The sequence below is a fragment of the Ruegeria sp. YTSA168 genome (genome assembly GCF_059610045.1).
Genome location: NZ_JBXWMW010000007.1, coordinates 158,173 through 175,803, shown reverse-complemented (window position 1 = coordinate 175,803; position 17,631 = coordinate 158,173). Strand labels below are relative to the sequence as shown.

Below are 17,631 nucleotides of genomic sequence, written 5' to 3'. Positions count from 1 at the left end.
TAATCAATCACACAACCGAACCAGAGCCTCCAATGTTCAAGCCGCTCTGATGTCCCATTTTATATGACGACAGACACGACGCGCTGTTGCGAGCAAAGTGTCAGTGATATTAATTGGTACAGGCTTCCTGTCGTCTCGTAATAAAATGGCCAGGATGTCGGCCATTCGACGGCCGCGTTTGTTGGCTAAGCATCAATGGTGGACGCATTTGTACGATGTAGAAAACCTTCGATGCAGCGCCGAAGTTGGACGGGATTGTCAATGTGCAACATATGCCCACCTGGCAGCTTTACCAGCTCAGCCTCAGGGATGCGCCCGGCCATAAGATTCGCGCTACGATGCGTCGCGGAGTTTTGTTTTCCGATGATAATAAGAGTTGGTACACGGATCTTCGCAAGGAGAGGTCGCCCGTCATAGTGCAATGCGGCTTCAAGTGCCGCGGAAAGTCGCGGCCGATCCATCCGAGCCAGTTGTCGCTGAAGTTCAATCCTGGTATTCCTACTTTCGCATATGCTAGATAGTTTCGCCAACCAGGGCATCGGGATCGATCGGAACAACGCGGCCGCGATCGTTGCCGATAATTGTCCAAAAAGACGGTCGCGAACCGTAGGAACGACTTCGATCAACACCAATGCTCTAACCCGATCCTTTAGGTGCGCTGCCAGTTCAAGGGCAACCATACCGCCAAGTGAATGACCAATAAGTACGGCCCCATTTGGCACGCCATCCGCAAGGCGTTCAGCATATGCTTCAACGCGATGTGGTTGCGTGAGTGGGCTGTTTCCGTGACCAGGGAGGCAGGGTGTGAGCGCTTTGGCAAATCCCTTCGTGATGGCTAGCCACGTGTCGCCAGACAGCCCCGCACCATGTATCCAAACAGTGTCGATCAGGGCCAAGGGATTGGTCGTTGCATTGGTAATACCAAGGGTAATGACTTTCGCGTCAAACTTTTGAGACACTTGGTAGATCCTTTTAATAGCCTGAGACCGTTGTAACATTTCGACTCGGCCATATCGTCCGGATACCCGCACCTTTGTCTGACCCGGTCGGCGCGGACACTAAGCAATGGCGCATACGTTGAGGAAAGGCGGTTTCTGCGGTAGGTCTTTGGACTATTTCTTCTATTGCTGCTTCCCTGGTTGAACCATGACCATTAACACTGAGATACTCTTGATCGCTACAATCTCCGCGACGTTTACGGTTGCCGTTTTGGCGGCGCTGGTAAGCTGGTCACAGCGATGGACCACTTCGTCGCATTCAATTCTGGCGATGTTTTTTGCGGTCTTCGCAGTGAGCGAGTTTGATACCGTTCTAATAATGCTCACCGCTGAAATTCCGCAAACAGCGCGCGATGCGGCTGCACTGCTAAGCGTCATTGCCAATTTCACCTTGATGCCGGTCTTCTTGCTTTATGTGAAGGCGTTGACGTTGGCACAAGGTCAATCTGATGGAAGGAGCTCGGTCGCACCCCATTTCGCGTTGCCTGCTGCGGTCACAGCATTCGCAGTTCTAGCGATGGCAATGCCGGAAGCGTCACGAGAAGCCTGGTACGCGGGCGTGCCGGCAGAGGGACCGCTACCTTTAGTTGGGTTTCTGAACTACGGCTTCACATTCCTGCCATTCGTGCTTGTCGTTCAATGGGCGATCTACGTGTTTTGGGTTATACGCACGCAAACGAAACATATTGCACTTCTAGAGCAGCACTTTTCTAGCACTGAAGGCCTTGAGCTTCGTTGGGTCGTTGTCTTGGCATTGGCCCTTGGAACATACGTTTTGCAAAGCCTGGTCGGAGTAATTCTTGCTGCTAACGGTGCTCGAGATCCGATTGGCCCGATGCTCGACAGCTTGTGGGTTTTGATCGTTATTGTGTCTCTGACACTTTGGGGGCTAAGGCCATCGAAAGAGCTGGATACCGTCACAGCGGAACTGGAAAATCTGGCTGAGCGAAACAACAAGAAATATGAAAAAAGTGCTCTTGGTTCTGACCAATCAGAGCGTATCGCGCGTAAGCTTATTCAGGCGATGGAGAAAGAACGCCTTTACCGCGATCCCAATCTGACCCTCAGTAGCTTATCCGCCCAAATCGGCGTGTCGATCAATTACGTATCCCAGACCTTGAATCAGCACCTTCACCAATCGTTCTTTGAGTTCATTAATAAGTGGCGGGTCAAGGAAGCCATTCCGCTTGTTGAGAAGGGCGGTTCTACGGTATTGGCGATTGCCTACGAAGTTGGCTTCAACTCACGCTCTTCTTTCTACACCGCTTTCAAGCGTGAGACCGGCATGACACCCACCAACTACAAAAACGCCATGGCTAAGAGGAGCGCACTCAACGATGACGCGGTTGTTATCGGAGCCGGCAAGCGTTGATAGCGGGAAACAGGATATCGATCCGTGCGTATCACCCAGATGATTGGCCAAACCTATGTTTGATTCATGACGCCGCGCGTCTGGATGAGTTGGCTCACACGGTCGGAATTGCGGCCTTCCGCTCTCTGGAGGAAACTTACCAGAGTGAAGGGCTCTTCGATTCTGAAGTGGTGGTGGCCGAATGGGACGGGATGGTAGCAGGTTTTGCCGCCTTTGACGAAACTGAATTGACATGGCTCTATGTCGATCCAGCACTGTCGCGTCGTGGTGTTGGACGAACGCTTCTCCGCCACGTCATGAGGCAGAGCAATGGAAAAATGCAAATTGAGTTGCTTGAAGGCAACTTTCCTGCTCACTCGCTTTACGCATCGGAAGGGTTCGATGTCATTGACCGCCGTGAAGGAAACCTGATTGGAACCGAGAACGTCTTTGCCATTGGCCTTGTTCTTCAGCTACGCCCCGGTTTGTGCAGTGCGAATGCACCCAATCTAGAAGACTGTGAAAGTCGCTGATGCTGCGGTCGGTGCAGACACGATGGTGCCGGCTTCAGTTGATCAAACCTGATTGATACACGTCTCAATTTCATTGTCTGGCCCGTTACGTTCGGACGATGTCGACTGCAGAAGACGCTATATTTGGAAGACACCGCAATTAGTGGAGCAGCTGGAGGGGAAGTTCAACATGTCCAGTTAAACTTGTGAAGCGAACCTTTTCACTCGTCCTGTGCCTAATCGGATTTTGTTGGACAATGCAACTTCCGGCAAAGTTGAAACCGCACCGGCTTCTTGGTCTTAAATAAACGCGATTGCTCGTCGTTCTTCAAGAAATCAAAGGTATTTGCCTTTGCTCATGCCCCTGTAAAAAACACAAATTTGGTGTGGCCGTGAGGTTCATACCGTAGGAATTCAAGAAATGAGTAGCACTTTCCCCCTCAAGCTCATCGTCACATTCAAGGCAGGTTTTCTCGCTTTGTTTGGCTTGTTCTCAACGGCGCCGGTCTTAACGGCCAGCGAACCAGATGTCGTCGACATATCACAAATTGTCGAAGGTAACGGCCTCGCCATTGAGGCGTCTGCTGTGATGGTTCAACGTCTTTCGGATGGACAGGTTTGGGTCAGCAACCCACCGCGCGCAGCAGAGCGCTTTTCACCGGCATCTTCATCAAAGATCCCACACACTCTGATCGCACTCGAATCGGGCGTGGCAGAGCCGAACACGATGTTCGAATGGGACGGCCAGCCACGTTGGATCGACGCCTGGAACCAGGATCACAGCCTGCACACGGCCTTTCAGGTCTCGGCGGTCTGGGTCTACCAGGAGATCGCGCAACGTGCCGGTGGAAAGAGAATGGCGGATTGGCTGACTCGGTTCAACTACGGCAATGCCGACGTCGGGACCGAGGCAACGCTGACCACATATTGGCTGGATGGCACGTTGCGTATATCGGTCGAAGAACAGTTGGCATTCCTGCGCCGCCTGGCCGAACGTGACCTGCCACTCTCTGACACAACATATGCTGCGGCTGACGCGATCATGCAGACTGACGTGGGCGATGGCTGGACCATGTACAGTAAGACTGGTTGGCGCAGTGGCGATGATATCATGGACATCGGTTGGAATGCGGGTTGGGTCCGGTGCGGGTCCGACATCTACGTGTTTGCACTGAATCTGGACATGCCCGACGCTTCTTACAGGAATATGCGGATCACCACTTCCAGGGCGGTATTGGATGCGGTTGGCGCGTTCAACTGCTCATGATGGCCAGTATCATTTCAACCCGGTGCACGGCGTCGGGTTGAAACAGATAAAAATAGTTCCCACGACACACAGGCAAGCGTGTCACCCTTGTGTGTGACAACGTAGCAGCAGGAGGACACTCTGTGATGCCAAAATGCATGATCCATGCACCGTCGATGACAATTCACTTATTTGATACGATACGCCTTTTTCTCTTAGGTTGTTTCATCCTTCTGATCCTGTTTTCAAATGGGCGCACGGTTTACGCCGAGGACACGCGTCGCATCGCCTTCAGCTTTGATGATGCGCCAATAGGCGACGGCCCAATTTTGAGTGGTGTCGACCGGACTGAAATGCTGATCGGAGCGCTTGGTGCGGCAGAAATCGAGGGCGCCGCGTTCTTTGTTGTAACGCAGTCACTCCTTGAAGATCCTGTGGGCGCTGAACGGCTACGCGCATATACCGATGCAGGGCATGTGCTGGGGAATCACACGCACGCGCATCCTCGGCTGCGCGATACCGATGCGGCGACCTACCTTGCCGATATTGATCGGGCTGCCGAAATTTTGGAAGCACTCGACCATGTCGCTCCTTATTTCCGATACCCGTATCTGGACGAAGGCAACACGCGCGATAGGCGGTTGGCCGTAGTGGACGGATTGCGGTCGCGTGGCCTGTCGAACGGTTACGTGACGATCGACACTTATGACTGGTACCTACAAGCACTTGTGACCGAGGCGGTTGATGCGGGTCATACGCTAAACTTGAATCAACTGGAGCGGGCCTATGTCGAGGTTATTTTCGAGACCGTTGAGTTCTACGATGCGCTGGCCGTGCAGACGCTCGGGCGGCATCCGGCACATGTGCTCTTACTGCACGAAAACGACTTGGCTGCCCTTTTTGTTGATGAACTCGCCGAGGCCCTCAGGCGCGATGGCTGGCAGATAATACCAGTCGCTGACGCTTACGCTGATCCCATCGCAAACCATCGGCCTGATACGCAGTTCAATGGTCAGGGGCGCGTCGCCGCCATCGCGCACGCGGGTGGGACACATCCCCGGCAACTTGTGTCGCCCGGGGAACAGGAGACGGCACTCCGAGCACGGTTTGTCACCCGCGGCTTGCTACCGCCGAAACAGGATTGAACTTTATGAGAACGAATAACTTCCTACTATTCATTCTGGTTTGCTGTACGTGCTTGGCAAGCCAGTCTGTCCGCGCTGAACGCATTAACTTGCAGACCGACGGAGCCACTTTTGAGATCGACACCAACACGTTGGCGATGTCCGGTGCGTCCATCGGAACTGAGCTGGCAGAGATCGCATTGCCCGCTGTTGTCGGACGAACGCAGGGTCTGACACGCACTACATTCCGTGCCGAATGGAAAATCGACATTGACAGCGGACAGCTCTCTGTTACGGCGACCGCAATCGGTGACAGTGTTACGCTTGAAGTCGCTTCAAACCATGCAGTTGCGCTGGCCTGGCCGCAGGTTCCAGCGCGTATCTCAGATCAGTGGGCTTTGCCCATTCTCGGGGAAGGCCGTCTGTTTGATGCCAACAGCCAAACCTGGCGCAATTTTCTGATGGACGTTCTGAATGGCACTGCCGCAGGTGAACAGTTTTCACTACCTTTCTGGACTCGTCTTGATGGCGAACGGTCTGTGACATGGCGAATGGATAGTCCCTGGGATGCACAGCTGTCTTTTCTGGATACAGGAACGGCCCTGACGGTCGGAGTAGTACAAGAGTTCACTTCGCTCAACCTGGATCGACTTTACCGCGTGACCGTACAGATGGGTCCACAGGACCCGGTGATCGGAGCGCGACTGTACAGAGAGCATCTGGAAAAGACCGGAACGTTCCGCGACTTGAATGACAAGATTTCGGCCAGACCGGATGTCGCCTTGCTTGCCGGTGCGCCGCATATTTACCTATGGTCGGACGGGCTTCTTTCGCCGCGGGATGTCACCAACTGGAGGCGCTTCATCCGTCAGTTCGCAGAGAAAAGAGAGATCGCCACGACACTTTCCGCGCAACTCTGGAATGCTGTACCGGGCGATATGCGAACCGACTTCGAAACGTCTATCCACGAAGCGCGAGGCCGAGAAGGCTTTGTATCGCAGTACAGCCGAACGCATGTGACACGCTCACTCAATGCCGCAATTCAGCATGCGCGCCCATTTTCCAACGATACAGCGCTTCCAGGCGGTCATGATCCGGTTGAAGAGCGGGCGCATCTTTTGGCGATACGCTCGGAATTGATTGCAGAATTCGAGGGCAGCTTGGCGCCACCGGAAACCTGGGGGGGTGGCATGGGCATGCAGATGCTGGATGCCTTGAAGCAGGCAGGGATTTCGAAAGCTTGGCTGGGGGTGGAAAACTGGAGACACGTGCTTGGGCACCCTGAGGCTGTGACCGAGGCAAAAGCCCGAGGGTATTTAATTGGCCCCTATGACAGCTATACCAGCGCGCACGCAGAGGCGGCCAAACAAACTTGGCCAACTGCGCAGATGGGTGCCGCTGCATACAAAGATGCACGGATAGTGAATGCAGATGGGACGGCAAAAAGAGGGTTTCGAGGGAGAGGTTTTTATGTGAATCCGGCGGCCGTTGCCGACTATGCAAAAAACCGCATTCAGGCCGTATCCGAAAGCGTCGGTTTCAACAGCTACTTCCTTGATGTCGATGCCACGGGTCTGTTGCTCGAGGATTACACGGAGGGGCGTGAGACTGAGCGAGTGGAAGCTTTGGGCGCCGTGAAGCAGCGACTTGATTTTGTGGCCAACGATCTGAAGTTGGTGCTGGGTTCTGAGGTGGGTGTGGCGGCTTTCGCGCCGCATATCGACTTTGCGCATGGCATCACAACACCTGCATTCGACTGGATGGATTCACGCATGCGTCGCGACCCCGAACCACCTTTTTTTATAGGCGGCTACTGGCCGCCCGAAGCGCCGGCGCGCTTTTTTGAACCTACACCGGTGCCGCCTGAGATGCGTGAGATTGTGTTCAACCCTGTCAACCGCATTCCGCTGTACCAAATCGCGCTCGGAGACAGCGTGGTAACAACGCACCACTGGCATTTCGGCACACTTAAACCGTTGGACGAACGCGCGCATAACGAGTTGATTGGCCTGCTCTACGCTGTGCCACCGCTCTATCATCTCAACGCGGCAGTCATTGAGAGCGATCTGCCCGAAATTGCCCGCTACGTTGCTGAATTTGCACCGTTGCATACCCGTTTGATGACGCAGCAAATGACAGGGTTTGCGTTCATTTCAGAGGACCAATTGTTGCAGAGGACGGAATTCTCAGACGGCACAGCAGTGGTGGCAAATTTTGCGGATAGTTCCCGATTTTTGCCGGATAGGCGAGAGATACCTGCACTTGGTATCAGGATCGAAATGAACGGTCGTGATCCAATTGTTTTCTCAACCATTGAGCCACCAAGTGACTGAATGATTGATTGGAGCTGTCGACAATGCCTTTAGCGCAGCAAGAGAATTGCAAATCAAACCTTGTAACAAAATGGCCTGTCGAATTGTCCCACTGTCCGTTTTGGGTCAGAAGTGCTTGATGTTTGGGTCAGATTTGAGTGACGTGATTCACTGATTTATTGAGGTTTCGGCTGTCGATTGAGTCAAAGGTCAGTGACGTCCCACAGTGCTTGTTGAACGTCACACGAACCTGCCCCATCCTCTTGTTTTGCGAGCAGGGTTAGGCCGTTCTGAGCCCATTTTGACAAATGCTGCACCGCGCACGAGTAACTTCGAAGCTCTGATTGCTGCCATGGCTCTGCGCAAGGATCACACCTTGTAAAAGCCGACTAGACTATCTCCACGCGACGGTGCGGTCCGCCTAAGCTGCCATTCATGTACTGCGGCACGATTGCAGAAAGGGAATTTTTTTGTGGCAAATAATGCGAAATCTCCTCGGTCGTCCGACAAAGTTAGATGTTTTGATCATCATTCAATTTTCACCTGAAACCCAACACAGACCCGTCTGACGACGGGTCTGTGTTTCGGCCGAACAATGTATTGGGAGGAACATCGATTGGCCGTTTTGGTCTCGCCAGAGGTTCAAACAAAATGCTCTTTGAAGCGATCAATACAGCGGCGGAAACCGTCTTCGAAGTTTCCGTTACCGGGGTGGTAGACACTTTCGAATGATATCACCCCATCATAGGCGTCGGCTTTCAGAGCATCCGCCATCGGCTGAAACTGATCGGCCAGTTGGCCTTCGCCCATCTGTTTGACCGTCAATGTTGCGCGGGGCGTGTCGACGTGAACGTCCTTGATGTGGATGTGCCCTAGATAGCCATCTCTTACCTCGTCATACCCAGCAGGAAACGCTTGTTCGTGACACCAGCAGTTGTTGGCTGGGTCCCAAAGTACCTTCAACGTATCCTTGGCGTCCAGATCATCGATCAGCTTACGGGCGGTGTAATTCGAATTCACCATGGTCCCGTTGCCCGTTTCGACGACCAAAGTCACTCCGCCGTCCATGGCAACGTTAATCGCCGGTGCAATCAGGGGCAGCATCGCGTCCCAGGCACCCTTGGCGACGTTCCATTTTTCTGCACCTCCGTACCCCCAAAGGATTTGCTCTTTCTTGGGCGTCATAATGCGAACCAATGGGCTGCCGACCACATGAGCCATGTCGATCACGCGCTTCAGAGCATCCATATGCTTGCTGTGAAGGTCGTCCCCTGGTTTGTTCGCCCCGGTCATTCCCGCGAAGATGTGGCGCGACAGACAGGATACAGGCTTGCCCCGATCCCGAAGCAGCGTGTCAATTTCCCTGATCTCATCGGCCGAGTGATCGCCAACCTCCGTATCGCCGACAAATTGCAGTTCGGCATATTCGAGATCAAACTCATCCATCACATCGACCGCGTGTTTCAGGTCGCGACTGATGCCATCACAGATAACGCCAAGTTTCATGTTCTTGTCCTTTCTCAGCGATGCAACTCAGCGCCGACAATGTTTTCTATCACGCGGGTGCAGGCCCAGTTGTCACCATCGGGGAACTTGGATTTTCCAGCATGGAATATCTGCATGGCCGAGGATGCTGTATGCATCGGAACGCCAAGCTCTTCGGCCAGATCCAGCGAGATGGTAAGGTCCTTGTGCATCGTACCGATGCCGGACCCGGTGTTTTCGAATTTGCGATCGATTATGTTCTCCAGCGCAGTATTGGTGCATCCGCATCCCGCGCCAGAGGTTGAAAAGACTTTGAACAGGTTTTCTCCCTTCACGCCCGCCTTGGCGGCGAGGACTGACGCTTCAAATGTTGCCGAAAAGATCGAGCCAATCAGGGTCTGCAAACATGCTTTTATGGTCTGACCTTGGCCGGGCCCGTCCCCTACGCGGTGAATGGTGGCCGAGACCGCCTCCATCACCGGTTGGAATTCGTCCAGTACGGCATCAGGGGCTGCGGCAATCATGGTTAGTGTACCGCCCTGCGCACCCGGAAAGCCACCAGAGACAGGGCTATCGATCAGGTGAATACCCGATCCGGCCATGGCCTCACCAATCTCGCGGGCCTCACGCGGTTTGATCGTGGCGGTCAGAATGACCGTCCCGCCTTGCGCCATGTGACGGACCAGACCGTCATCACCAAGAATGACGGCTTTGGCTTGATCGCCATTCATGACCATGACATAGACTGCATCCGCGTTGGCCCCCACATCTGCCACGCTGGCAGCAGGCACTCCGCCCATTTCACCCAGCGTCTTCAGTCGCGCCTCACTCAGATCAAAACCAGTGGTTTCGAACCCGTTTTTGATGAGGTTCTTGGCCAGCCCGCTGCCCATATCCCCTAATCCAATGACACCTGCACGTTGCATGATTGTCTTCCTAATGTGTCGTCCGGCCTGGCCGGAGTTGAGGTTTGGCGCCCGTAGTTTTTCGGGCGTCGATGTGTGCGGGGGTTTCAGGCTTTGGCTGACCAAGGCCGGGCAGGTCCGGAAGACACCCCGCTGCCCAATTCCGTGCCGTTACGGCCCCATGACCGCGTCCGGTATCCACATGACCAGTTGCGGGAAGATCGCGATCAGGATCAGCACCACCACATTTGCCAACAGGAACGGCGCGGCCCCGACGAAAATCTTTCCGATCGGCATACGGCAGATCGCAGCGCAGACATTCAGGCAATTTCCGACTGGCGGGGTACATGCACCAACAGCCAACCCCGAGACCATCACCACACCAAAATGCACACCTGATACGCCCAGCTTTTCAGCGACCGGCAACAGAACCGGTGTCAGTAAAAGAATGGCGGGGCTAACGTCGATGAACGTACCCGCCATCAGGATCAAAATGGCTGTCAGAACCATGAAGGCAACCGGGCCAAGTCCGAGGCCCGAAACGAAATCGGCCAGTTGATTGGGTACACGTTCCAGCGCCAGAACAGTGATGAACACTTGACTGAATGCGATGATCATCATGATCTTGGCGGACATGATGATGGCGTGACGCATGGCCCCCGGCAGGTCTTTCAGAACGCCAAATCCGACGATGAACAGTCCAATGATCAGGCCGTACACTACGGCCGCCCCGGCTGTTTCGGTCGGGGTAACGAAACCGAAGACGACGGAACCTACGATCAAGATCGGCATCAGCGCTACGGCGGCAGAACGTCTGGCCTGCCGCCCGGCTTCGGCTAATGTGAACGGTACGTCTTCGGTCGGGTAATCGTTCCTCTTGGCCAGCAACCACACGACGATCAGCTGAAGTAAGCCAACCATGATGCCGGGAATGATCCCGCCCAGAAACAGGCGACCGATGCTTTCTTCCGCGGCGACAGCGTAGATAATCATCGGAACAGACGGTGGGATGATCATGCCCATAGTGGACGAGGCAACCGTGATCCCCGCTGCGAAACTCTTGGGGTATCCTCGTTTTTCCATCTCGGGGATCAGAACGGACCCGATGGATGCGGTGTCGGAAGCGGAGGAACCCGAGATGCCGCCAAAGATCATCGAGCCGACCACGTTGACCAGACCCAAACCGCCCTTAAGGCGACCGACAAAGAACATGGACAGGTCCAGCAGGCGCCGTGTGATGCCTCCGGAATTCATCACCAGGCCCATCAGGATGAAGAAGGGCAGTGAAACCAGCGGGTAATTGTTGATGCCGGAAAAAAAACGCTGCACGACGAAACCTGTCGCCGCGGGGGCTTCGATCAGGAAGTACGCCAGTGACGCCAGCCCCAGAGAATAGGCAATAGGAACTCCACAGACCAACAATATTCCAAGCGTGGCAAAAAGGATCAGCATGTCAGTCCTCCGGCATCCAGAGAACGTCAATGGAATCGCGACCCCCCAAGGTCAGAACCACACGAACGAAACAGTAGAAAACGGCAATCGAGCAGGAGATCGGTACTATGATGAACACATAGGCCTGAGGCATCCCGAACGGTTGCCACATGTTTTTCCCCGGCCCCGCAATCCAATCGATGGACAGCCAGACCAAAGCCGCGTTCATCACTCCCACAAGGACAAGACCTGCCACGTAGAAGGCCATTTTGACGTAGTAGGGCATCATGTCGATGAAGAATGTGATTGCGATATGCTCGCGCTTCGTAATCGCGACGGCACCGCCCAAGGCCGAAGTGCAAAGAAACGCAATCTTAACCTGTTCGTCGACGCCGTAGATCGCCATGTCAAAGGGGCGCATCAGGACTTTGGTGACGACAATCACCAGAAACACCCCGAACAGCACGACCATCAGCGCTTCGATAACGCGCGTCAGTACACGGTCAATTGCAGAGAGCGTATCCATAAACCGGTTCCGTTAAGAAGGGAATCCGGGCGCAGGGTAAAAGCGCCCGGAATTGCCGTTTCAGATTAGCCGCAAGACGCCGCTGCAGCACGGGCAGCGTCGATATCATCCATCGTGAAATGACCTGCGTCGATCATCTGTTGATAGACCGGCGCAACGGCTTCCTGAAAACCAGCCAGGGCTTCTGGCGTCAGTTCGTTGATCTCCATGTGCTTACCGAGTTCGCCGACGATGTTCGTTTCAGCATCGCGATACAGCTTGTCCGACATGGCCATCGCTTCGACCGCAACCTCGTCAAAGGTGGCCTGAAGGTCTTCGGGCAAACCGTCATACCAGGCCTTGTTGACTATCAAAGGATCGGGGCCGGTCATGTGGTTCGACAGGGTCAGATACTTCTGGACTTCGTGAATATTGAAGTCCCAGATGTTTTGCGGCGGGTTGTGCTGTCCGTCGATCACACCTTGTTTGAACGCCTGATATGCTTCGGAAAACGGCATGGCGACCGGAACAGACCCGATGGCTGTGCCCGTGGCGATCATCAGATCAGATTGAGGTTCGCGGATGCGCAGACCTTGCAGGTCATCAACAGATGTTATTGGCTGAACGTTATTGGTATAGGCCCGGAACCCTTGGCTGATACCGGTGGCAGGTATGTGATATCCGTTCGCCTCAGCACGGGCCTGAACGCCCTTGGTGAAGTCCGAACCGACCAGACATTCCATCTCATCCCAATTCGCGACGAGGAACGGCAACTGGTACAGGTTGAATGCCCCGGACGCGTCGGCAAAGAAACCGCCACGCGTTCCCTGCAGCAAACCGGCCGTCACCTGATCCATCATTTCACGCTCATTACCAAGCGCGGCACCAAAGAAGTTCTCGACTTCGATGCGACCGTCCGTACGTTTTTCAAGTTCGGTCTTGAACCAATCCATGGACTGCGAACGGATTGAGGTTTCTGGTTGCTCGTTGCCATATTTAAAGGTGAAGTCCGCCGCCAGTGTTGTACTGGCCGTCATTATTAGGCCGGTAACCCCGGCTAGTAATTTAGCTGTGTAGGTCATGTTATCCTCCCTGAACGGGACTCGATCCCGTTGCATGACGCTGGGATAAGCCCCCCCACAATTCGGTGGCAAGAAAAATTACATCAGATGACAGTAATGATGGTTTTTGATGTCATATGAAGCTTATTTGAGGATGATTTTGATCAGAAATGATGTTAGCAGAGGTCTATGAGCGATGAAGCTGTAATAATCCCAAAGAAGGCACGCGTCTCCGAGATTGCGAGGATTGCGGGGGTCGGCACCGCTACGGTTGACCGGGTTTTGAACAACAGATCAAACGTAAAGCCTGAGACCCGCCAGCGTGTTTTGCAAGCCAAGCACGCGATTGAATCTGGCGCTCAATTGGACCAGCCTGCGCGACCCTGGCGGCTGAAGATGTTTCTGCCAGAGGAAGCCGGGCCATCGACAGAATTTCTGGGCGACTGTTTCCAGAATGTTTTTACCAATGGCCGCGCCACTGTCGAGTGCGTCTTTTCCACGAAACTGGAACCATCTGTGTTGGCTCGAAAACTGAGAGCCTGCGCCGGGCAGGGTATTGATGCAGTGGGTTTTCAGGCTTTGGATGATCCGCGGGTTCGCGACGCTGTCGAAGAGCTGCACGGTTTGAATATTCCCTGCATACCTGTCGTCTCCGATCTGATCAGCCCCGTTCTGGGCCAATTTGTCGGGACGGACAACATGGCCGCAGGACGAACAGCGGCCTATTTTATGGGTCGTATGCTGCGGCAATCCGGGACCGTCGGGGTAATTTCCGGTGAGCAACTGTATCGCAACCATTCGGATCGAGAGATGGGGTTTCGGTCAGCCTTGCGAAGGGATTTCAGCCACCTCCGCGTTGTGGGCACCTATATCGGCCACGATGATGTGCAGGAAAATCGCGTGGTGGTGGCCCAGATGCTGGACGAACATCCTGGGCTGCTCGGCATTTATAACGTTGGCGGCGGTAACGAAGGTATTGTGGCGGCTCTGGCTGATCGCGATTTGACCGGAGAAATCATGCTGATCGGCCACAACCTTACGCCGAAGACGCGAAACTATCTGCTAGACGGATCAATGGATCTTGTCATCCACCAGAATATGCGACGGATCGCCGAACAGGCCGTTCAAACGCTGATCGCGACACTGGAAAACCGCCCCTATCAGGCAGAAGTCGTTCCGGTTGAAGTCATCACCCGTGAAAACATCAACGGCGCCACCTTCGGCTGATGTTCATAGGTTTTCAGATGTGCAGAGATCAAACGGAATAACTCCAACCTGTTCCTGAATTGGTTTTCCGGTCAGACACCGAGACATCATCTGAGTCACGCGATCTGCAACCTGATCCAGCGGGTTGTTAATCACCAAATCGATGCTGCCATCGGCAAGCGCGGCTTCGGTAACCGGTGTCCGTTCATGGCAGATGTAGACAACTTCCCGCGATTGCCCTGCCTCGCGCAGCGCTTTCAATGCTCCGGTCACGCCGCCTCCGCAATGATAGATGCCGGAGAGGTCTTTGTTGGCCCGCAGCAATTCTGCTGCCGCTTCATATGCGACCGCGGCGTCATCCAGATACACCACAGAGTCTCGAAGAGGTTTCTGCGGTGCAAATTCGCGCATGTAGCTTCTGAACCCACTCTCAAGCGCTTCGTGCCCCAGATACCTGTGCGACCCGATAAGGATGCCAACCACGCCTTCGGTTCGATCAAGACGCGCCATCGCCCAACCTGCCGTCCGCCCCGCTTTTCGACTGTCGATCCCGACATAGGCGGTAACGTGAGGCGAAGACAGCGGCGAGAGCAATGCAAAGACAGGTACATCGGCGCTGACGATCGCACGATTGATCTCCGAATGATCAATCGCAACCAAGCCTATGGCGTCTACCTTGCCGCGCATTTCGTCAATCGCAGTTGCAAGCTCGGACGGCGACAGGCTTTCTACGTATTGGATTACAACTTTTGCCCGGATACTCCGCAACTGCTCTGCCTGTCGCTGCAATTCAAACGCTAACTCGCGATAAAACCACTTGCTTTCCTTTTGAAGAATAAAGCCCAGCCGTTTAGCTGGCGCCATCTCTTCAATTCGGCGTCGTAACAACCCTGCCGAACGATACCCCAACGCATCTGCCGCTGAAAGAACCCGCACAGATGTCGCCGCAGTAACCGGCGCGCGCGCATTCAGAACGCGGTCTACTGTTGCGACGCCTACCCCCGCCTTTTCTGCGACGTCTTTGAGTGTGACACGGGCCATAGCACGCTCCATGATAAAACATATCATCTATTTTACAGAATACTCTGAGAGAAATGATAGAAAATATCACGACAGGTTTGACGATTCAGGCGCTCCTCGGTTCTGCTCGGCAACAGCAATGTAGAAAAGGAACCTGATGTGCCGAAGGACAATACCCTTCCTTGGCGGGATTATTCGCTGACGGGCCGGGACAGCGGTCCAAGCTTTGCACCTAAACAGTGGTACTCCACTCCAGTCCCCCGGAAACGGATGAAAGAACTGATGAAGCGCCGCGATACTCCGGCCCTGATCGATTACGGGATCTGGCTGGGATTGGTGTTGGCATCCGGTGCTCTGGTCGTTCTGACCTGGGGTACATGGTGGGCAGTGCCTTCTGTCATTCTTTACGGGGTGTTTTATGGATCCTGCGCCGACAGCCGTTGGCACGAGTGCTGCCATGGGACTGTGTTCAAAACGCCTTGGCTGAACACCGCAGCCTATCAGCTGGCCTCATTCATGTCGCTGAAGAACCCCTATCTTTGGCGGTGGAGCCATACACGGCATCACACGGATACGGTGATCGTCGGAAAAGACCCCGAGATTGCGTTTCCCCGGCCTCCGCATCCACTCAACATCCTATGGAACATGCTGCATCTGCAATCTGGCTGGAACGAGTTAAAAAAGATGTTTCGGTTGTCGGCTGGTCGCTTGACCAAAGATCAGAAAACCTTCCTCATCGAAGCCGACCGATCTAAGGCGTTCTTAGCGTCGCGTGTTCACCTCGCAATCCTCGCGATGACATTTGTTTTGGCAATGGTGCTGCAATCATGGCTGCCCATTGTGCTGATCGGCGGACCGACGTTTTATGGTTCGTGGCTGCATCACTTGCTGGCATCACTGCAGCATGCCGGGCTGGCAGAAGACGTCCCGGATCACCGATTGAACTCGCGAACCGTCTACATGAACCGGTTCTTCCGCTTCGTGTATTCGAACATGAACTACCATGTGGAACATCACATGTATCCCATGGTGCCGTTCTACAATCTCCCGGCCTTGCACGAAGAAATCAAAGGCGATTGCCCACCAGCGTACACGGGGACACTGACCGCGTTTCGCGAAATGCTCCCGGCCATTCTAATCCAGCGGCGCGATCCGTTCTACTTTGTCGACCGCAAGCCGTTGCTGCCCAAGGACGCTAACCCCAGCCCAGAATACACTCGACCAACAGCCCTAGCGGCCGAGTAAATCAATCCCCGGAATACAGGAAAGCCCATGACGAACTGGACCCGCGCCTGCGCTTGCGATGACATCGAAACCGAAGATCTAATCCGTTACGACAATGGCGATCGTACCTTTGCCATCTACCGAAGCCCCGAGGACGAATTTTACTGCACCGACGGATTGTGCACCCATGAAGAAGTGCATCTGGAAGACGGTCTGGTGATCGATCATCTGATCGAATGCCCCATGCACAACGGCCAATTCGATTATCGCACCGGCGAGGCAAAGCGCTCACCCGTCTGTGTGGATCTGAAAACCTACCCCGTTAAGATCGAAGGCGGAGATGTCTTCATCGATATCGGGTGATGCCATGAAACGGATCTACGACTGGGACGCGAAGTTCCCACTTAGAAATTACACCGCGTCCGACCTGCGTGCGCTAAAGGGTATCCGCAAGCTGGTTCAGACAACGGCGAATACAACCGAAGAGGCAGCAGCCGCGAAAGATGCCGGAATCGATTTGATCATGGGCAATGCCCAGAACACGTCCGCCGTGCGTTAGCCAAAGAGATCACGCTGACAATGCCAATGCTGATAAGAAGCGCCGAGCACAGGAACAGGCCCGTCAGGCTTGTCACACTAAGCAAAGCCGCACCGATCGCTGCTCCCAATCCGATCGCGCAATTGAAAAGGGCGACATCGATGGCCGAGGCCTGCAATGCATCCGCGCCGGCTTCTTTCTGGACCCAGGTCTGCAAACCAACCAGTATGGCCGAGATGGCACCACCCCAGAAGATCAGCGCCAACCCCGCGCCATAGCGATCATTGACGATTTCATACACGATCAAATGGCGTGGGCAGCCGTGGTGAAAAAGAACGAAGATCGCCTCGACCTCATGGCCGAAGGTAATAGCTTGCTGAGGCACATCGTTAAGGAATTTGCCAAGGCCTGAAATGCCATTGTCGAAGGTACGTGAGATCACGTCGCGCACTCAACCAGAAATCGCATCACATAACACCTATACCGCGATGTTCGCGGTTTGCTGCGGCGGAGCGTTTCAACCCAAGACTGTCTGCGAGTGCCTCTGAACTAAGGCGCACGCGCAGATGTTCGAGAACACAATGAGAGGCTCTGGCTCGGCCTAGGAAGATTTTTCCGACATACTTTAGTATGGGAAGTGATCTTATTTGCGGACAAATATGCGTCCGTGTGTCCGTCAGAAGCTCTGATTTCTTGCTACCTCAGTCCTGTCA

The 17,631-nt window shown here is 54.3% G+C and carries 17 protein-coding genes; 9 read left to right on the top strand and 8 right to left on the bottom strand.

Annotated elements, in window-relative coordinates:
- Window positions 1-185: 185 nt before the first annotated feature.
- The gene (locus AC2FFE_RS14360) at window positions 186-959 is read right to left on the bottom strand and encodes an alpha/beta fold hydrolase (RefSeq protein WP_496819746.1); all 774 of its coding nucleotides are present in this window, start codon (window positions 957-959) and stop codon (window positions 186-188) included.
- 187 nt (window positions 960-1,146) lie between these two features.
- On the opposite strand from AC2FFE_RS14360, the gene AC2FFE_RS14355 reads away from it, so the two are divergent.
- The 5 genes from AC2FFE_RS14355 (at window position 1,147) to AC2FFE_RS14335 (ending at window position 7,564) form a co-directional block, all read left to right on the top strand.
- Window positions 1,147-2,370 (top strand): helix-turn-helix domain-containing protein, encoded by a 1,224-nt coding sequence (locus AC2FFE_RS14355; RefSeq protein WP_496819748.1) that lies wholly within the window; start codon window positions 1,147-1,149, stop codon window positions 2,368-2,370.
- Window positions 2,371-2,429: 59 nt separating this feature from the next.
- Window positions 2,430-2,882, top strand: coding sequence for a GNAT family N-acetyltransferase (locus AC2FFE_RS14350; RefSeq protein ID WP_496846963.1), 453 nt, complete (start codon window positions 2,430-2,432; stop codon window positions 2,880-2,882).
- 400 nt (window positions 2,883-3,282) lie between these two features.
- A complete protein-coding gene (locus tag AC2FFE_RS14345; RefSeq protein ID WP_496819751.1) occupies window positions 3,283-4,128 on the top strand; it encodes a penicillin-binding transpeptidase domain-containing protein in 846 nt (281 codons plus the stop codon).
- Between the two features lie 125 nt (window positions 4,129-4,253).
- A complete protein-coding gene (locus tag AC2FFE_RS14340; RefSeq protein WP_496846962.1) occupies window positions 4,254-5,252 on the top strand; it encodes a polysaccharide deacetylase family protein in 999 nt (332 codons plus the stop codon).
- A 440-nt stretch (window positions 5,253-5,692) separates the two neighbouring features.
- On the top strand, window positions 5,693-7,564 hold the full coding sequence (locus AC2FFE_RS14335; protein WP_496846961.1) for a glycoside hydrolase: 1,872 nt from the start codon (window positions 5,693-5,695) through the stop codon (window positions 7,562-7,564).
- A 621-nt stretch (window positions 7,565-8,185) separates the two neighbouring features.
- Here AC2FFE_RS14335 and AC2FFE_RS14330 read toward each other — a convergent pair.
- From AC2FFE_RS14330 to AC2FFE_RS14310, 5 genes are all read right to left on the bottom strand, one after another.
- The gene (locus AC2FFE_RS14330; RefSeq protein ID WP_496846960.1) at window positions 8,186-9,049 is read right to left on the bottom strand and encodes a sugar phosphate isomerase/epimerase family protein; all 864 of its coding nucleotides are present in this window, start codon (window positions 9,047-9,049) and stop codon (window positions 8,186-8,188) included.
- A 14-nt stretch (window positions 9,050-9,063) separates the two neighbouring features.
- Window positions 9,064-9,954, bottom strand: a complete 891-nt coding sequence (locus AC2FFE_RS14325; RefSeq protein WP_496846959.1) for an NAD(P)-dependent oxidoreductase — start codon at window positions 9,952-9,954, stop codon at window positions 9,064-9,066.
- Window positions 9,955-10,104: 150 nt separating this feature from the next.
- Complete coding sequence (locus tag AC2FFE_RS14320; RefSeq protein WP_480536364.1) at window positions 10,105-11,385, bottom strand: TRAP transporter large permease; 1,281 nt, start codon at window positions 11,383-11,385, stop codon at window positions 10,105-10,107.
- Between the two features lies 1 nt (window position 11,386).
- Window positions 11,387-11,890, bottom strand: a complete 504-nt coding sequence (locus AC2FFE_RS14315) for a TRAP transporter small permease (protein WP_170410378.1) — start codon at window positions 11,888-11,890, stop codon at window positions 11,387-11,389.
- A gap of 65 nt (window positions 11,891-11,955) precedes the next feature.
- On the bottom strand, window positions 11,956-12,951 hold the full coding sequence (locus AC2FFE_RS14310; protein ID WP_496846958.1) for a TRAP transporter substrate-binding protein: 996 nt from the start codon (window positions 12,949-12,951) through the stop codon (window positions 11,956-11,958).
- Window positions 12,952-13,119: 168 nt separating this feature from the next.
- Between AC2FFE_RS14310 and AC2FFE_RS14305 the strand changes: the two genes are divergently transcribed.
- Window positions 13,120-14,157 (top strand): LacI family DNA-binding transcriptional regulator, encoded by a 1,038-nt coding sequence (locus tag AC2FFE_RS14305; protein ID WP_496819758.1) that lies wholly within the window; start codon window positions 13,120-13,122, stop codon window positions 14,155-14,157.
- Window positions 14,158-14,160: 3 nt separating this feature from the next.
- Here the strand turns inward: AC2FFE_RS14305 and AC2FFE_RS14300 are convergent, their stop codons facing one another.
- The gene (locus tag AC2FFE_RS14300; protein ID WP_496819760.1) at window positions 14,161-15,177 is read right to left on the bottom strand and encodes a LacI family DNA-binding transcriptional regulator; all 1,017 of its coding nucleotides are present in this window, start codon (window positions 15,175-15,177) and stop codon (window positions 14,161-14,163) included.
- Window positions 15,178-15,426: 249 nt separating this feature from the next.
- Between AC2FFE_RS14300 and AC2FFE_RS14295 the strand changes: the two genes are divergently transcribed.
- The 3 genes from AC2FFE_RS14295 to AC2FFE_RS14285 are packed head-to-tail and all read left to right on the top strand — an operon-like array spanning window position 15,427 to window position 16,939.
- Window positions 15,427-16,401, top strand: coding sequence for a fatty acid desaturase (locus AC2FFE_RS14295; protein ID WP_496819761.1), 975 nt, complete (start codon window positions 15,427-15,429; stop codon window positions 16,399-16,401).
- Between the two features lie 27 nt (window positions 16,402-16,428).
- Window positions 16,429-16,743 (top strand): MocE family 2Fe-2S type ferredoxin, encoded by a 315-nt coding sequence (locus AC2FFE_RS14290; RefSeq protein ID WP_496819762.1) that lies wholly within the window; start codon window positions 16,429-16,431, stop codon window positions 16,741-16,743.
- 4 nt (window positions 16,744-16,747) lie between these two features.
- Window positions 16,748-16,939, top strand: a complete 192-nt coding sequence (locus AC2FFE_RS14285; RefSeq protein ID WP_496846957.1) for a hypothetical protein — start codon at window positions 16,748-16,750, stop codon at window positions 16,937-16,939.
- On the opposite strand, the gene AC2FFE_RS14280 is transcribed toward AC2FFE_RS14285, so the two are convergent.
- Entirely contained in the window at window positions 16,902-17,360 is a 459-nt protein-coding gene (locus AC2FFE_RS14280) for a hypothetical protein (protein ID WP_496846956.1), read from the bottom strand. The two genes, AC2FFE_RS14285 and AC2FFE_RS14280, sit on opposite strands and share 38 nt — an antisense overlap.
- Between the last annotated feature and the right edge of the window lie 271 nt (window positions 17,361-17,631).

Bases quoted from the DNA above. Each gene is read 5' to 3' on its own strand.
- AC2FFE_RS14355 (WP_496819748.1), top strand. From the start codon at position 1,147: ATGACCATTAACACTGAGATACTCTTGATCGCTACAATCTCCGCGACG.
- AC2FFE_RS14345 (WP_496819751.1), top strand. From the start codon at position 3,283: ATGAGTAGCACTTTCCCCCTCAAGCTCATCGTCACATTCAAGGCAGGT.
- AC2FFE_RS14340 (WP_496846962.1), top strand. From the start codon at position 4,254: ATGCCAAAATGCATGATCCATGCACCGTCGATGACAATTCACTTATTT.
- AC2FFE_RS14335 (WP_496846961.1), top strand. From the start codon at position 5,693: ATGGACGTTCTGAATGGCACTGCCGCAGGTGAACAGTTTTCACTACCT.
- AC2FFE_RS14330 (WP_496846960.1), bottom strand. From the start codon at position 9,049: ATGAAACTTGGCGTTATCTGTGATGGCATCAGTCGCGACCTGAAACAC.
- AC2FFE_RS14325 (WP_496846959.1), bottom strand. From the start codon at position 9,954: ATGCAACGTGCAGGTGTCATTGGATTAGGGGATATGGGCAGCGGGCTG.
- AC2FFE_RS14320 (WP_480536364.1), bottom strand. From the start codon at position 11,385: ATGCTGATCCTTTTTGCCACGCTTGGAATATTGTTGGTCTGTGGAGTT.
- AC2FFE_RS14315 (WP_170410378.1), bottom strand. From the start codon at position 11,890: ATGGATACGCTCTCTGCAATTGACCGTGTACTGACGCGCGTTATCGAA.
- AC2FFE_RS14310 (WP_496846958.1), bottom strand. From the start codon at position 12,951: ATGACCTACACAGCTAAATTACTAGCCGGGGTTACCGGCCTAATAATG.
- AC2FFE_RS14305 (WP_496819758.1), top strand. From the start codon at position 13,120: ATGAGCGATGAAGCTGTAATAATCCCAAAGAAGGCACGCGTCTCCGAG.
- AC2FFE_RS14300 (WP_496819760.1), bottom strand. From the start codon at position 15,177: ATGGCCCGTGTCACACTCAAAGACGTCGCAGAAAAGGCGGGGGTAGGC.
- AC2FFE_RS14295 (WP_496819761.1), top strand. From the start codon at position 15,427: ATGAAAGAACTGATGAAGCGCCGCGATACTCCGGCCCTGATCGATTAC.
- AC2FFE_RS14290 (WP_496819762.1), top strand. From the start codon at position 16,429: ATGACGAACTGGACCCGCGCCTGCGCTTGCGATGACATCGAAACCGAA.
- AC2FFE_RS14285 (WP_496846957.1), top strand. From the start codon at position 16,748: ATGAAACGGATCTACGACTGGGACGCGAAGTTCCCACTTAGAAATTAC.